The 14992-nt window shown below is 72.1% G+C and carries 14 protein-coding genes and 1 pseudogene; 6 read left to right on the top strand and 9 right to left on the bottom strand.

Going from position 1 to position 14992, the window contains the following annotated elements:
• Positions 1-74: 74 nt before the first annotated feature.
• The 5 genes from ACLBYE_RS25595 to ACLBYE_RS25615 form a co-directional block, all read right to left on the bottom strand.
• Positions 75-725: a TetR/AcrR family transcriptional regulator gene (locus ACLBYE_RS25595; protein WP_447696319.1), complete on the bottom strand. Its 651-nt coding sequence runs from the start codon at positions 723-725 to the stop codon at positions 75-77.
• Complete coding sequence (locus ACLBYE_RS25600) at positions 722-1021, bottom strand: hypothetical protein (RefSeq protein WP_447696320.1); 300 nt, start codon at positions 1019-1021, stop codon at positions 722-724. Before ACLBYE_RS25600 ends, ACLBYE_RS25595 begins: the two co-directional genes overlap by 4 nt.
• Before the next feature lie 407 nt (positions 1022-1428).
• On the bottom strand, positions 1429-3279 hold the full coding sequence (locus ACLBYE_RS25605; RefSeq protein ID WP_447696321.1) for an NADPH-dependent assimilatory sulfite reductase hemoprotein subunit: 1851 nt from the start codon (positions 3277-3279) through the stop codon (positions 1429-1431).
• A gap of 263 nt (positions 3280-3542) precedes the next feature.
• A complete protein-coding gene (locus ACLBYE_RS25610; protein WP_447696322.1) occupies positions 3543-5312 on the bottom strand; it encodes a diflavin oxidoreductase in 1770 nt (589 codons plus the stop codon).
• 111 nt (positions 5313-5423) lie between these two features.
• Positions 5424-5939 (bottom strand): Lrp/AsnC family transcriptional regulator, encoded by a 516-nt coding sequence (locus ACLBYE_RS25615; RefSeq protein ID WP_010686224.1) that lies wholly within the window; start codon positions 5937-5939, stop codon positions 5424-5426.
• 265 nt (positions 5940-6204) lie between these two features.
• Here ACLBYE_RS25615 and ACLBYE_RS25620 point away from each other — a divergent pair, with 265 nt between their 5' ends.
• Genes ACLBYE_RS25620 through cysN form a run of 3 tightly spaced genes read left to right on the top strand, consistent with a single transcriptional unit; the run spans position 6205 to position 9412 of the window.
• The gene (locus ACLBYE_RS25620; protein WP_447696323.1) at positions 6205-7047 is read left to right on the top strand and encodes a phosphoadenylyl-sulfate reductase; all 843 of its coding nucleotides are present in this window, start codon (positions 6205-6207) and stop codon (positions 7045-7047) included.
• Positions 7044-8006 carry a sulfate adenylyltransferase subunit CysD gene (cysD, locus tag ACLBYE_RS25625; protein WP_091926378.1) on the top strand — a complete coding sequence of 321 codons (963 nt, stop codon included), beginning with the start codon at positions 7044-7046 and terminating at the stop codon, positions 8004-8006. Before ACLBYE_RS25620 ends, cysD begins: the two co-directional genes overlap by 4 nt.
• Entirely contained in the window at positions 8006-9412 is a 1407-nt protein-coding gene (cysN, locus tag ACLBYE_RS25630) for a sulfate adenylyltransferase subunit CysN (RefSeq protein WP_447696324.1), read from the top strand. The genes cysD and cysN overlap by 1 nt, the downstream gene beginning before the upstream one ends.
• A gap of 168 nt (positions 9413-9580) precedes the next feature.
• Here cysN and ACLBYE_RS25635 read toward each other — a convergent pair whose 3' ends face one another.
• Genes ACLBYE_RS25635 through ACLBYE_RS25650 form a run of 4 tightly spaced genes read right to left on the bottom strand, consistent with a single transcriptional unit; the run spans position 9581 to position 12108 of the window.
• Positions 9581-10369, bottom strand: a complete 789-nt coding sequence (locus ACLBYE_RS25635) for a fumarylacetoacetate hydrolase family protein (RefSeq protein WP_447696325.1) — start codon at positions 10367-10369, stop codon at positions 9581-9583.
• A gap of 58 nt (positions 10370-10427) precedes the next feature.
• On the bottom strand, positions 10428-11450 hold the full coding sequence (locus tag ACLBYE_RS25640; protein ID WP_447696326.1) for an LLM class flavin-dependent oxidoreductase: 1023 nt from the start codon (positions 11448-11450) through the stop codon (positions 10428-10430).
• Positions 11451-11495: 45 nt separating this feature from the next.
• Positions 11496-11837 (bottom strand): type II toxin-antitoxin system RelE/ParE family toxin, encoded by a 342-nt coding sequence (locus tag ACLBYE_RS25645; RefSeq protein ID WP_447696327.1) that lies wholly within the window; start codon positions 11835-11837, stop codon positions 11496-11498.
• On the bottom strand, positions 11830-12108 hold the full coding sequence (locus ACLBYE_RS25650) for a ribbon-helix-helix domain-containing protein (RefSeq protein ID WP_326491885.1): 279 nt from the start codon (positions 12106-12108) through the stop codon (positions 11830-11832). Before ACLBYE_RS25650 ends, ACLBYE_RS25645 begins: the two co-directional genes overlap by 8 nt.
• 167 nt (positions 12109-12275) lie before the next feature.
• On the opposite strand from ACLBYE_RS25650, the gene ACLBYE_RS25655 reads away from it, so the two are divergent.
• The 3 genes and pseudogenes from ACLBYE_RS25655 to ACLBYE_RS25665 form a co-directional block, all read left to right on the top strand.
• Complete coding sequence (locus tag ACLBYE_RS25655) at positions 12276-13478, top strand: pyridoxal phosphate-dependent aminotransferase (RefSeq protein ID WP_273563527.1); 1203 nt, start codon at positions 12276-12278, stop codon at positions 13476-13478.
• Between the two features lie 25 nt (positions 13479-13503).
• A complete protein-coding gene (locus ACLBYE_RS25660) occupies positions 13504-14346 on the top strand; it encodes a DUF1932 domain-containing protein (RefSeq protein ID WP_447696328.1) in 843 nt (280 codons plus the stop codon).
• Positions 14347-14773: 427 nt separating this feature from the next.
• Positions 14774-14992 (top strand): annotated as a pseudogene (locus tag ACLBYE_RS25665) (hypothetical protein); the annotation flags it as partial.

The raw sequence follows: 14992 nt of genomic DNA on the forward strand, positions 1-14992 counted from the left end.
GCGCGGCCGTGGATGGCGGTCCGCCCGCCCCGCCGCCGGCGCGCCCCGGGGGCGCGGCGGCGGCGGTGCCGGGATCAGCGGGCGGCGTGTCGGCCCGCGTGCGCCGGGGCCGGCAGGCGACCGTCGAGCCCGGCGTCGAGGAGCGCGTGGAGCTGGGCGATCGCCGCGGCGACGTCGTAGTCGGGCAGCGCGGCCCGGCCGACGACGATCCCCTTCATCAGCGGCGCGAGCAGGGCGTAGAGCCCGGCCGGATCGCATCCCGGCGCGGTGGCGAGCGCCGCCAGGGTCGCCACGAACCAGTCGCGGCTCTCCGCCTCGGTCCGCGCCGTCATGGCGGCGATGTACGGGTTGCGGGTCGATTCCGACCAGATCTCCACCCGCAGGGTCGCGGCCTCGCGGGTGATCGACGCGAAGTAGCGGGCGATGATGCCCAGCAACGTCCCGCGCGGGTCGCCGCAGCCCTCCATCTCGGCGACCAGGAGCGTGCCGCGCTCGCGCTCGCGCTCCACCAGCCCGAGGACCAGGGCCTCCTTGGATTCGAAGTAGCGGTAGAAGTTGCCGGGACTCATCGCGGCCTCGCGGGCGAGGTCCTGCATGGTCGTGCGATGGAAGCCGTTGCGCGCGAAGCAGGTCTCGGCGGCGTCGAGGATGTGCTCGCGCCGGGCGGACGGGTTGCCGCGGGCCTCCGCCGCCCTGTCCGCCGCCCTGTCCGCCGCGCCGGTCACGATCCCGGCTGCGCCGTGACGGCGACCGGGGCGACGCGGCTCTGGTCCTTGCCCAGGCTGGCGACGGCGCAGGATTGCGGTCCCTGATGCAGGTCCGCGCAGATCCGGGCCTGCCAGCCGTCCGGGCCGGCGCCCGTCCAGTTGATCAGGGCCAGCCAGGCGAGGGCCAGGACGGCGCCGAAGGTCAGGTTGGCGGGGGTGCAGACGGCGCGGACGAGGGCGAGGGCGCCGGGGCTGCGGGCGCCGAAACGCTCGGCATCGAGATCGGACCAGCGGCCTTCGAGGGTGAGAGCCATCGCGCGCTCCTGTTTGCCCCACCCTTATAATGAACGTTCATTCTCATGTCAATAAACGTTCATTCTCATCGGGGGCCGGAGCGTCGCGACGGCGGCGCACCGCCGGGGCTGGGATCTGCGAGGGCGGGGATCACCGGGCGGGGATCTCCGGGCGGGTGAGCGCGCGTGGCCGGGTCTCCGGCGGCGGTTCCGGGCGATCCGGAACGGCCGTCCGGACCGGTGCGCGCGAGGGTGCTTCTCCGGGACGCGGATCCCGGGCCGCCGCGGCCCGGTATCGGGGCGCGCGGCACCGGTCAGGGTGGAGCCGGCCGCGACCCGCATTCCGCGCCCCTGCCCGCGACCCTGCCGCCGCGGCCTCTCGGTCCCGGCGCGTCCGGGAGCACCGTCCCGGACGCGCCGGGCCGCCGTCAGCCGAGCGTGGCCGGCTTGAGGGCGCCGGTCCGGTCGTGGAAGTCCGGGCCGTTGGTGGTCCGCGCCACGTGGCCGGCGCGGATCAGGTAGTCGCCGAAATGCTCGCCCGGCTGCCGGCCCTTCGCGTAGTCGGCGAAGAGCGGGTCGAGGGTGTCGCGGATCTCGGAGGCCGCAACGTCCTCCCGGTAGAGCTTGCTGAGCCGCGAGCCGTCGTGGGCGGCGCCGAGATAGAGGTGGTAGCGCTCGGGGCCGCGGCCCACGAGGCCGATCTCGGAGATGAACGGCCGGGCGCAGCCGTTCGGGCAGCCGGTGGAGCGGATCGTGATCTCCTCCTCGGCGAGCCCGTGGGACGCGAGGCTCTCCTCCAGCTCGGTCATCAGGTCGGGCAGGTAGCGCTCGCTCTCGGCGAGCGCGAGGCCGCAGGTCGGCAGGGCCACGCAGGCGAGGGAGCTGCGCCGCAGCGCGCTCGCGCCCCGGGTCAGGCCGTACTCGTCGACCAGCGCGTCGATCTCGGCGCGCTTCTCGGCCGGGACATTGGCGATGATGACGTTCTGGTTGCCGGTGAGGCGGAAATCGCCCTGGTGGATCTCGGCGATGCGGCGCAGGCCCGAGAGGAACTGCGCGCCGCCCGCGATGTCCTTGATCCGGCCCGAGGGCACGTAGAGGGTCAGGTGGTGGCGGCCGTCGTCGCCCTCGACCCAGCCGTAGCGGTCGCCGTTGCCCGTGAAGGTGTAGGGCTTGGGCGCGCCGAGCTTCTTGCCGGCGCGCTTCTCGACCTCGGCCCGGAAGGCGTCCAGGCCGTAGCGCTCGATCGTGTACTTGAGCCGGGCGTTCTTGCGGTTCTTGCGGTTGCCCCAGTCGCGCTGGACGGTCATCACCGCCTCGGCGACCTTCAGGGCGTCCTCGGGCTTCACGAAGCCCATCACGTCGGCGGTGCGCGGGAAGGTGTCGGGCTCGCCGTGGGTCATGCCCATGCCGCCGCCCACCGTGACGTTCCAGCCGGTGACCTGGTTCTTCTTGTCGAGGATCGCGATGAAGCCGAGGTCGTGGGCGAAGATGTCGACCTCGTTGGAGGGCGGCACCGCCACGACGGTCTTGAACTTCCGCGGCAGGTAGGTCCGGCCGTAGACCGGCTCGACCTCGGCCTCCTCCTCGCCGCCGACCACGCGCTCGCCGTCGAGCCAGATCTCCCGCCACGCGCTGGTCTTGGGCAGCAGCGAGTCGGAGATGTCCTTGGCGAGCTGGTAGGCGGCCTTGTGGGCGCCGGTCTGGGCCGGGTTCGTCGCCGCCATGACGTTGCGGTTGACGTCGCCGCAGGCCGCGATCGTGTCGAGCAGCGCGCCGTCGATGGCCGCCATCGTGCGCTTCAGGTTCGACTTGATCACGCCGTGGTACTGGAAGGTCTGGCGCGTGGTCGCGCGCAGCGCCCCGCCCGCGTAGGTCCGGGCGATGTCGTCGAGGATCAGCCACTGCTTCGGGGTGATGACGCCGCCGGCGATGCGCAGGCGGATCATGAAGCTGTAGGCCTTGTCGAGCTTCTTCTTGGTCCGCTCGGGGCGCAGGTCGCGGTCGTCCTGCAGGTACATCCCGTGGAACTTCACGAGCTGCCCGTCATCCTCCGAGATCGCCCCGGTGGCGTGCTTGAGCAGGCCGTCCGCCAGCGTGCCGCGGAGGTAGCCGCTGGCGATCTTGATGTGCTCGTTCGCGGCGAGCTTCTCCGCGCGCGCGGCCTCGGCGTCCGTGATCGGGCGCGTGGTCGGCGGGGTCTCGTAGACGCGCTTGGCCGGGGCAGTGGTCGGGCCGGGGGCCGGGGTCTCGGCGGCGTCGCGGGGGCTGTGGTCGTCCATGGGGTGAATCCGTCTGTCTGAACGCGTTGCCCGCGCCTCGCATCAGGGGCGGGTGCCGAGCGGGACACGGGCCGGCTCACGGAAGGGGGCGGGATCCGCGACGGTCTCCCTCTCCCGTGCGGGAGAGGGTTGGGGTGAGGGATGCGCCCTCTCCGGAAAGACCTGGATCCCTCACCCTGTCCCTCTCCCGCACGGGAGAGGGGACCCGTGCCCCATCCTGCTCCGCTGCAATCTCGATCCTGCGGCCTCGGAGGGCCGGCCTGTTAGTAAACGTCCTGCTGGTAGCGGTGGCTGCGCTCCAGCGCCGCGACCTGTGCTTCCGCGTCGGCGGCGCTCAAGGATTTGGCGGTCTCGTAGGCCTTCACCAGAGCGGCGCGCACATCCTTGGCCATGTTCTTGGCATCGCCGCAGACGTAGAGATGCGCGCCCCCGTCCAGCCAAGAGACCAACTCCTGCGCGTGCTGGGTGATCCGGTCCTGGACGTAGACCTTCTCCGGCTGGTCGCGCGAGAAGGCCACGTCGATCTTCGTGAGCGACCCGTCCTCCAGGGCGTCCTGCCACTCGAGCTGGTACAGGAAGTCGTGGGTGAAGTGCCGGTCGCCGAAGAACAGCCACGACCGCCCGGGGGCCTCGACGGCCCGGCGCTCCTGCACGAAGGCGCGGAACGGCGCGACGCCGGTGCCCGGCCCGACCATGATGATGTCGGTGGCCGGATCCTGCGGCAGGCGGAAGTGGCGGTTCGGCTTCAGCCGCACCCGCAGCTTGGCGCCGTCGCGGATGCGGTCGGCGACGTGGACCGAGGCGACGCCCGAGCGGGCGCGGCCGTGGGTCTCGTAGCGCACCGCCGCGATGGCGAGGTGGACCTCGTCGCCCACCTCCTTGCGGGAGGAGGCGATCGAGTAGGCCCGCGGCGGCAGCGGCCGGGTGATGGTGCCGATATGCTCGGCCGTGAGCTTCGCCGGGTAGGTCTCCAGCAGGTCGATCAGGTGGCGGCCCTCGATCCAGGCCCTGGCCTCGCCGCTGTCGATGAGCGTCTGCGCCTCCGCGTGGCCGGTCGCCTTCACGAAGCGCTCGATCGTGGCGGCCGAGAGCGTGGTGATGTCCCGCTCGGCGAGCAGCGCCCGGCGCAGGGCCTCGTCGCCGGAGAGCCCGGCGGCGTTCAGGATCTCGTCCACGAGCTGCGGGTCGTTCTCGGGGTAGATCTCCAGCGAATCGCCGGGCTCGTAGGCCGGCGCGCCGTCCTCGAAGGCGAGCGCGAGGTGGATCGTCTCCTTGTCGGAGCGCGAGGAATTGAGGTTCACGTGCTCGACGACCTCGACCACGACGGGCTCGCGGCTCGGCTCGGCGTCGTCGTCCTCGCCGGCGCCGGCGCGGGCGAAGTCCACCGCCACGACGTTGTCGGGCTGCTCGGCCGGGGCGAGCGCCTTCAGCGCGCCCTTGATCCAGTCGGCGGCCGGCGTCTCGAAGTCGAGGTCGAGGTCGGCCCGCTCGGCGGCGCGCTTGGCGCCGAGCGCCTCGAAGCGCGCGTCGAGCGCCTTCCCGATGGCGCAGAACTCCGCGTAGGACGTGTCGCCGAGCGACAGGACCGCGAACTCGACGCCGTCGAGGCGCGGGGCGCCCTCCCCCATCAGCTCGCCGTAGGCCCGCACGGCCCGGGCCGGGGGCTCGCCCTCGCCCCAGGTGGCCGCGATGGCGATCAGCTTGCCGGCCTTGGGCAGGGTCGCGACGTCGAGGTCGGCGAAATCCACGACCTTCGGCTTGAAGCCCTGCTTGCGCGCCAGCTTGGCGACGCTGCCGGCCAGCGCCTCGGAGTTCCCCGATTCGCTGGCGTAGATCACGGTGAGCGGCGCGGCGGCCTTGGGCGGGGCGGCCGGCACCGCGGCCGGCTGGCCGCCCGCGGCGTCGAGGCCCGCCAGGAAGCCGGCGAGCCAGGCGCGCTGCGTGGGGCTCGCGGTGCCGAGCACCGCGTCGAGGCTGGCGCGCTCGCCGTCCCCGAACGGGGCGGTGCGCGGGAGGAGATTCTGGCGGGACATCACGGGACCATGTCGGGGCCGGCGCGGCCGGTGTCAATCGAGAAACGTTCGTTTTGCAGAACGGGCGGCGTATAGGACATCACGTTCGCTGCACTGCGAAAAAAGAGAATATCATTCTCCAACCACGGCGAGGACGGGGGCCGTCCCCGGCAGGTGCCGCCCGTTCTTCGGGGGCGCCGGCAGCGGCAGGGCCGTGGTGGATTTCACCTTCTCCATCGCGAAGCGGGAGGTGACGTTCTTGAGCGGCAGCACCGCGATGAGGTGCTTGTAGAAGCTGTCATAGGCCTGCATGTCGGCGACGACGACCCGCAGCATGTAGTCCACGTCGCCGGCCATCCGGTAGAACTCGAGCACCTCCGGCATGGCCGAGACGGTTGCGGCGAAGCGCTGCAGCCACTCCTGGGAATGGTCCGCGGTCTCGATGGAGACGAACACGGTCAGCCCGAGGCCGAGCTTCACCGGATCGAGCACCGCCACACGCCGGTCGATGACCCCGTCGGCCTCCAGCTTCTGGATGCGCTTCCAGCACGGGGTCTGCGACAGGCCCACGCGCTCGCCGATCGCCGCGATGGAGAGCGTGGCGTCCGTCTGCAGCAGGGCGAGAATCTTCAGATCGATCGCGTCCAAAGCTGTCTCCGTGGGCTTCCGCCGCGCGCGGGGCGCGAGCGCATATACGTGTCTACCGGGACCGGTGAGAAGAATCTTTTACCTCGGGCCCATGCTGCCCGCGCCGGAAGCTGTGCGCAACCGCACGCCGAACCGCCGGTCCGACCCCGCCAAGCGCGCCGGGGCGCCTTGACTTCGTTCGGTATAGCGAACATTTCGACCGTTCGACAACAGGCACGGCGCTGGCCGTGGCCTTTCCACCACGCGAACCCCGGGACATGGCGCGATGACCCGTCCGGACCGACAGGCGGCCGACTCCCTCGCGGAGCGGCTGTCCGGGCTCGACCTTCCAGGCCGCCTCCACCTGATCGCCGCGGAGATCCCCGGCCGCCTCGTCTTCACGACGAGCCTCGGCGTCGAGGACCAGGCGCTCACCCACGCGCTGGCCATGGCGGGCCTCGCGAAGGGTCGCGTCGAGATCGTCACCCTCGATACCGGCCGCCTCTTCGCCGAGACCTACGACACGTGGACCGAGACCGAGTCGGCCTACGGCATCCGAATCACCGCCTACGCCCCCGAGCGCGCGGCCGCCGAGGATTTCGTGCGGAGCGAGGGCATCAACGGTTTCCGGCGCTCGGTGGCGGCCCGTCAGGCCTGCTGCGGCTTCCGCAAGGTCGAGCCGCTCGGCCGCGCGCTCGCCGGCGCGAGCGGCTGGCTCACCGGGCTGCGGGCCGGCCAGTCGGCCAACCGCGCCGAGACGCCGCTCGCCGCCTTCGACGCGGAGCGCGGCCTGATCAAGCTGAACCCGCTCGCCGACTGGTCGCGCGAGCAGGTCGACCGCTTCGTGCGCGACAATTTCGTGCCCTACAACGTCCTGCACGATCGCGGCTTCCCGTCGATCGGCTGCGCCCCCTGCACCCGCGCCGTGAAGCTCGGCGAGCCCGAGCGGGCCGGCCGCTGGTGGTGGGAGCAGGAAGACAAGAAGGAGTGCGGCCTGCACGTCGGACGCCCCGGGGCGTCGGTGCAGCCGGGCCAAGAGCCCGCGATCCTCGAGCCCGCGATCCTCGAGCCCGCACCCTTCGAGACCACCCCGAATCAGACAGCCCGCCAGCCGGAGTTCGCCCGATGAGCGCCGCCCTCGCCGCCGCCGTGCAGCCGAGCGCCCCCACGCCCGCACCGACCGCCGCCGACCGCCTCAGCCATCTCAAGAGGCTGGAGGCCGAGAGCATCCACATCTTCCGGGAGACGGTCGCCGAGACCGAGAACCCGGTGATGCTCTACTCGATCGGCAAGGATTCGTCGGTGCTGCTGCACCTCGCCCTCAAGGCCTTCGCGCCCGGGCGGCTGCCGTTCCCGCTGCTCCACGTCGACACGACGTGGAAGTTCCGCGAGATGATCGCCTTCCGCGACGCCCGCGCCAAGGAACTCGGCCTCGACCTCTTGGTCCACACCAACCCGGACGGGCTCGCCCGCGGTGTCGGGCCGGTGAGCCACGGCTCCGAGGTCCATACCGACGTGATGAAGACGCAGGCCCTGCGGCAGGCGCTCGACAAGCACAAGTTCGATGCGGCCTTCGGGGGCGCCCGCCGCGACGAGGAGGCGAGCCGCGCCAAGGAGCGGATCATCTCGCTCCGGACCGCGCAGCACCGCTGGGACCCGAAGCGCCAGCGCGCCGAGCCCTGGCACCTCTACAACCTCAAGAAGAAGCGCGGCGAGTCCCTGCGCGTCTTCCCGCTGTCGAACTGGACCGAGCTCGACATCTGGCTCTACATCGAGCAGGAAAACATTCCGATCGTGCCGCTCTACTTCGCCAAGGAGCGGCCGGTCGTCGAGCGCGAGGGCCAGCTCATCATGGTCGACGACGAGCGCCTGCCGCTCGCACCGGGCGAGACCCCGCAGCAGCGCCTCGTGCGCTTCCGGACGCTCGGCTGCTACCCGCTCACCGGCGCGGTGGAGAGCGACGCGGCCTCGCTCCCCGAGATCATCGGCGAGACGCTGGCGGCGCGCACCTCGGAGCGGCAGGGCCGGGTGATCGACAAGGACGGGGCCGGCGCCATGGAGCGCAAGAAGCAGGAGGGCTATTTCTGATGACGCTCCACCAGGCTCCCACGGCCTTCACCGACCGGGCCTCCGGCTACGCGGCGTTCCTGACCGCCCACCGCAACAAGGCGGTGCTGCGTTTCATCGCCTGCGGCTCGGTGGACGACGGCAAGTCGACCCTGATCGGGCGGCTCCTGCACGACACCAAGCAGATCTTCGACGACCAGATCTCGGCGCTCCAGCGGGATTCCCGCAAGCACGGGACGCAGGGGCAGGAGATGGACCTCGCGCTGCTCGTCGACGGCCTCCAGGCCGAGCGCGAGCAGGGCATCACCATCGACGTCGCCTACCGGTTCTTCTCCACCGACAAGCGCTCGTTCATCGTGGCCGACACCCCCGGCCACGAGCAGTACACCCGCAACATGGCCACCGGCGCCTCGACGGCCGACGTGGCGGTGATCCTGGTCGACGCCCGCCAGGGCCTGACCCGGCAGACGCGGCGCCACGCGCTGCTCGTGTCGAATCTCGGGATCCGCCGCGTCGTGCTGGCGGTGAACAAGATGGACCTCGCCGGCTGGGCGCAGGGCACCTTCGACGGCATCGTGTCGGGGTTCTCGGACTTCGCCCGCGGGCTGAATTTCTCCGAGGTCAAGGCGATCCCGCTCTCGGCCAAGAACGGCGACAACGTCGTGGACGCGGGCGTCGCGGCGCCCTGGTACACGGGCGGCACCCTGCTCCACTACCTCGAGACCGTGCCGGTCCGCGCGGAGGCGCTGAACGCGCCGTTCCGGATGGCGGTGCAGTGGGTCAACCGGCCCAATTCCGAGTTCCGCGGCTACAGCGGCCGGATCGCCAGCGGCCGGGTGCGGCCGGGCGATTCGGTGACGGTGCAGCCCTCCGGCCGGACCTCCACGGTGGCGCGGATCTACACCGCCGACGGCGACCTGCCCGAGGCCGGCGAGGACGAGTCGGTGACGCTGGTTCTGGCCGACCAGATCGACGCCTCCCGCGGGCAGGTGATCGTGGCCACCGACGCGCCGATGCGGGTCACCGAGACCCTCGACGCGCGCCTGTTCTGGGCGGCCGAGACCGATCTCAGCCCGGGCGCGAGCCTGTTCGCCAAGATCGGCACCGCCACGGTCACCGCGACCGTGGAGCGGATCGTCTCGCGCATCGACCCCGAGACCGGCAGGCCCGGCCCGGCCGAGCGCCTGTCGGCCAACGACATCGCCGACGTGGCGCTCCGCCTCGACCGGGCGGTGGCGGTCGACGCCTACGCGCAGAACCGCGAGACCGGCAGCCTGATCCTGATCGACCGCGAGACCACCGACACGGCGGCCCTCGGGCTGGTCCTGGCGCCGAAGGCGGAGGCCGCGCAGGCGGCGACACCCGGCGCGAAGCCCGCGGACGGGGGCGGGTTCCTCGCCCGTCTCGGTCGCCTGTTCGGGCGCTGAGGGCGGCCCGAGCACCCCGGCCGTTCGCGGGTGAGGGCTGCGACGGGGCCGTCCTCGCGAGCGCAGCGAAGCGATCCAGCCGGCGCGACGACACCCGCCGTCGCGCTGCCCTGGGTCACTTCGCTGGGCTCGTGATGACGGTGCGGGTCGCACCGCTCGGACGACGGATCAGACCAGCCTGAAGCGCAGCTCCCCGAGCCCTTCCAGCTCGGATACGACCTCGTCGCCGGGCTTCAGCCACGCGCGGTCCTCGCGCGGGATCTTCTCGCCGAAGATCACCCCCTGCGGCGTGCCCGTGTAGAAGATGTCTCCCGGCCTGATCGTCATCACCCTGGACGCGAAGCTGATCAGCTGGCGGCAGTTGGAGATCATGTCGTTGGTGCTCCAGTCCTGGCGCACCCGGCCGTTGACCAGCGTCTTGAGCTTGAGATTGTTCGGGTCCTTCACCCGGTCGGCGGTCACCAGGTAGGGGCCGAGCGGCGCGAACCCGTCCGAGGTCTTGCCGATCATGAACTGCGAGGTCAGCGTCTGGAGGTCCCGGGCGCTGAAATCGTTGCCCGTGCAGTAGCCGGCGAGATAATCGAGCGCGTCCGCCTCGGACAGGTTCCGGCACTCGCGGCCGAACACCATCACCAGCTCGGTCTCGGAGTCGAATTCCCGCGCCGCCTGGGTCGGCAGCGCGATCGTGCCGCCGTGGTGGTTCAGGGCGTAGTTGTACTTGTTGAACAGCGGCGGGTCCTTGGGGATCGGCGTGCCGGTCTCCTCCGCGTGGTGGCGGTAGTTGAAGCCCATCATGATGACCTTCTCGGGCCGCGTGACCACCGGCGCGTAGGCGACGCCGGATTCCGCCAGCACGAAGCGCCCGTCGGGGGCGGCCTCGACCGCGTCGATCAGGGCGCGCAGGGCCGGGCCGCCCCCGTTCTGCAGGAGGTCGTCCATGTCGGCGGGGACCGGCATCCCGAGCGCCCGGTCGGCGGCGCCGCCGCCAGCGCCCGCGGCGGGGCCGGGTGACGGCTCAGGCCGCCTGTGAGGCGGCGCCGAGCCCCCAGGCCCGCGCCAGCAGCGCGTAGGATTCGTGCCGCGCCACTTGGTCGGGGATCGCCGAGACGATCATCAGCTCGTCGGCCTGCGTGCGCCGGACCATCTCGGCGAGCCGGGCCCGCAGGGTCTCGGGGCCGCCCACGTGCAGGCGGTCGCGGCCGCGCTCGATCTGCACCCGCTCGCCGTCGGAATACGGGTAGTCCAGCGCCTCGGCGAGGCTCGGCAGCGGCCGGTACTCGCCGCGCTCCCGCCGCAGCGTCGCGAGCCGCGCGCTGGAGGCGAGGCGCTCGGCCTCCGCGTCCGTGGCGGCGCAGATCGCCGCCACCGCCAGGATCGCGTGGGGCTTCGCGCCGAGCCGCGTCGGCCGGAACCGGGTCCGGTAGTCCAGCATCGGCGGCTCCGCGGGCATCCCGGAGAAGTGCTGCGCGAAGCCGAAGCCGCAGCCGATCTCGGCCGCGAGCCGGGCGCTGTAGTCGGAGGAGCCGAGCAGGAAGATCGGCGGCAGCGGCACCCCCGCGGGGCTCGCCGCGATCCGCGCGAACGGGTGTCCCTCCGGGAAGCCGCCGTCCCAGAACAGCAGCTCCTGCAGGCGGTCGAGGAAGTCGTCCCCGCCCTCCCCCGGCGCTTCCCGGCGGCGCAGCGCCCGCGCGGTGAGGCCGTTGGTGCCGGGCGCGCGCCCGAGACCGAGGTCGATCCGGCCCGGGAACAGGGCCTCCAGAACCCGGAAGCGCTCGGCCACCATCAGCGGCGCGTGGTTCGGCAGCATGATGCCGCCCGAGCCGACCCGGATGTTGCGGGTCGCGGCGGCGATCTGGCCGATCATGATCTCGGGTGCCGGGCTCGCCACGTTGGGGAGCGCGTGGTGCTCGGCGAGCCAGTAGCGCCGGTAGCCGAGGTTATCGACGTGGCGGGCGAGCGCCAGGGTGTCGTGCAGGGCCTGCGCCGGGGTCGAGTCGGCGCCGACGAAGGAGAGGTCGAGGACGGAGAGCGGGGTCATGCCGGAGAGATGGGGGTCTGGGCCGGCCGGTGCGAGGGCAGTTCGTCAGGACGGAGGCTCCTGAGCTTCTTCCGTGGTATTGCTTGGATAGACCGCCTCGAAATCGCGGCCGCCATAGAAGATATTGAGGATCCTCACGGATCCACGTTCCACGCGATAGGCGATCACAGCCGATCTCTCGAACGCCACCGTTCGCAAGCCTTCCAGGAGATCGTTACGGGGTCGGCCCGCATGCGGTGCGTGGCCGTTGCGGTCGCACCGATCCTTGATCCGCTGCGTGAAGCGCTGCGCCGTCGCGACGTCCTGACTCCGCTGCAAGACCGTTCGGAAGATGCCGGCCAGATCGGCCTGCGCTTGAGGGCGAAACGCGACAGGCAGTCTACGCACGGCGGGTGTCGTGCCGCGCTTCAGCGAACATCCTGTCGAGATCCTCTTGAACCTCTTCGATGCTCAGATCCGGCCGCGGGTCATCCAGCGACCGCCGGATGCGGGCGCGGATGTCATCGAGCCGCTCGGCATCCTCGCGCCGCTGGCGCTGCAGGGCGTGCACGGCCTCGTCGAGCAGCGCGTCCACCGAGGCGTACTCACCGGCCTCGACGCTCTCCCGCACGGCGCGGAGCGTGTCCGGCGCCAGGGTGATGCTGATCGTCTCGCCCATCGGCAGGGCCTCTCGTTCCGTCCCGATTCCGAGGATCGTAGCAGAAACCGCGGTCCCGCGCGCCGCCGCGGCGTCTCACGCTTGCCGGCTCAGCGTCCCGGGCCTAGGGTCCGCCGCGCCGCAAAACGAGCGGCGCCCGACCTCGACAATCCGGAGCATCGCACGCCATGGCTCTCCTCGCCGACGTCCTCTCGCGGGTGAAGCCGTCCGCGACCATCGTGATGACCCAGAAGGCCCGGGACCTGAAGGCCTCCGGCGTCGATGTCATCAGCCTGTCGGTGGGTGAGCCCGACTTCGACACGCCCGAGCACATCAAGCAGGCCGCCATCGCGGCGATCCACCGGAACGAGACCCGCTACCCGCCGGTCTCCGGCATCGTGCCCCTGCGCGAGGCGATCGTGCGCAAGTTCAAGCGCGAGAACGGGCTCGACTACAAGGTCTCGCAGACCATCGTCGGCACCGGCGGCAAGCAGGTGCTGTACAACGCGTTCCTCGCCACGCTGAACCCCGGCGACGAGGTGGTGATCCCCCGCCCCTACTGGGTGTCCTACCCGGAGATGGTCGGGCTGTGCGGCGGCACGCCGGTCTTCGCCGACACCGACATGGCCAACGGTTTCAAGCTCCAGGCCGAGGAGCTCGACCGGGTGCTGACCCCGAAGACCAAGTGGATCGTCCTCAACTCGCCGTCGAACCCGTCGGGCGCCGCCTATTCCCGCGCCGAGATGAAGGCGCTCACCGACGTGCTGCTCCGCTACCCGGACGTGCACATCCTCACCGACGACATCTACGAGCACCTGACATACGGCGACTTCGAGTTCGTCACCCCGGCCCAGGTCGAGCCGCAGCTGATCGAGCGGACGCTGACGATGAACGGCGTCTCGAAGGGCTACGCCATGACCGGCTGGCGCATCGGCTACGCGGCCGGGCCGGAGGCGCTCATCAAGGCGATGGACTTCGTCCAGGGCCAGCAGACCTCCGGCGCCAGCACGATCGCGCAATGGGCCGCGGTCGCCGCCCTCGACGGGCCGCAGGACCACCTCGCCACGTTCCGGGCCGCCTTCCAGGGCCGGCGCGACCTCGTCGTCTCGATGCTCAACCAGACCAACGGGCTGACCTGCCCGACGCCCGAGGGTGCGTTCTACGTCTACCCGTCCTGCGCGGCGCTGATCGGCAAGCGGACCGAGGCCGGCAAGACCATCGAGACCGACGAGGACTTCGTCATGGAGCTGCTCCAGGCCGAGGGCGTGGCGGCGGTTCACGGTTCGGCCTTCGGGCTCGGCCCGAACCTGCGCATCTCCTACGCGACGTCGAACGCGGTGCTGGAGGAGGCCTGCCGGCGCATCCAGCGCTTCTGCGGCTCGCTGCGGTAGCGGTCCCCAGGTCCCGGAGGGTCCCGTGCCCACGATCGCGGTGATCGCCCCGGGGGCCATGGGCAGCGCCGTCGGGGCCCGGCTCGCCGGGCACGGCGCCCGCGTGCTGACCTCCCTGGACGGGCGTGGGGCGGCGAGCCGCGCCCGGGCCGCGGCCGCCGGCATGGCGCATGCCGGGGACGGCGACCTCGCCGCCGCCGATCTCCTGCTCTCCATCGTGCCGCCCGCCGACGCGGAGGCGCTGGCCCGCCGGCTCGCGCCCGCCCTGGCGGCGGCCCCGCGCAAGCCGGTCTACATCGACGCCAACGCCGTCAGCCCGGAGACGGTCGGGCGCGTCGCCGGGATCGTCGCGGCCACCGGCGCGCCGTTCCTCGACGGGGCGATCCTGGGCCTGCCGCCGAAGCCCGGCGCCAAGGGGCCGCGCGTCTACGTCTCGGGCCCCGAGACGGCCCCGGCCCTGGTCCTGCGCGACCTCGGCCTCGACCTGCGCGTCTGCCCCGGTGACGTCGGCGCCGCCTCCAGCCTGAAGATGAGCTATGCCGGCCTCAACAAGGGCCTGACGGCACTGGCCGCGCTCGTGATCGGCGCCGCCGATCGCGCCGGCGCCGGGGAAGCGCTGCTGGCCGAGCTCGCCGAGAACGAGCCCGCGCTGCTGGCCCGGTTCGCCAGGGGGCTGCCCGACATGGCGCCGAAGGCCTATCGCTGGGCGCCCGAGATGGAGGAGATCGCCGGGTTCCTCGGGCCCGACGCGGCCGGGCGGCAGGTCTTCTCCGGCTACGCCGCGCTCTACCGGCGCCTCGCCGCCGAGGACGGCGCGGACGAGATCGCCGCGCTGATGCGCTTCGCCGCGGCCGCGGCGGAGCACTGATCGCCGCGGGGCTCCGGAAACGGCCCCGCCTCTGTTGCCGGCTCGGCTGTCACCCTCTACACGGGCTGTCCCCAGCGGCCGATGCGCCTGAAGGTTTCGCGAGCCCGCTCGGGCCTGCATGGCGGCGGGGTCGGCAGTGACGGGACGGTCCGGACCAGTTCTCTGGGCCGTTCCTGTGAGGCTCAGTGGGCCGAGTCGCTGCAGGAGTGTCGGGAGCGCGGGGAACAGGAACCGCGGGTCCGGCGCATGGCCCACATGATTTCCCGCCCGATTCCGCCCGCGAGACGGGTCGCGGGCGCGGGTCCCTGACCCGTTCCGGGACAGGGGCGCACGGGGCCGTTGCGGCTTCGTTCACGCTCCCGCGCGATGATGCGTCCGGGCCGGGGATCCGGTTCCGCGTAACCGCGTTCTCTCGGGCCTGACGACCATGCGAGCCCTGCTCACCAGCGGCATCAAGGCGATCCTCGGCATCGCCGCGCTCTCCACCGCCGCGCACTGGACCCTGCGGGTGCAGCGCGAGTCCGCCGCCCCCGCGGTCGCGACGGCGAGCCTCGCCGAGCCCACCGCGACCGGCTCCATCGAGCCGCGCCGGGTCGAGCGGGCCGCCGCGCCGGCGCCCGCGCCGGTCGCCGCGGCGGCGCCGGTT

This window comes from Methylobacterium sp. A52T (genome assembly GCF_053346095.1).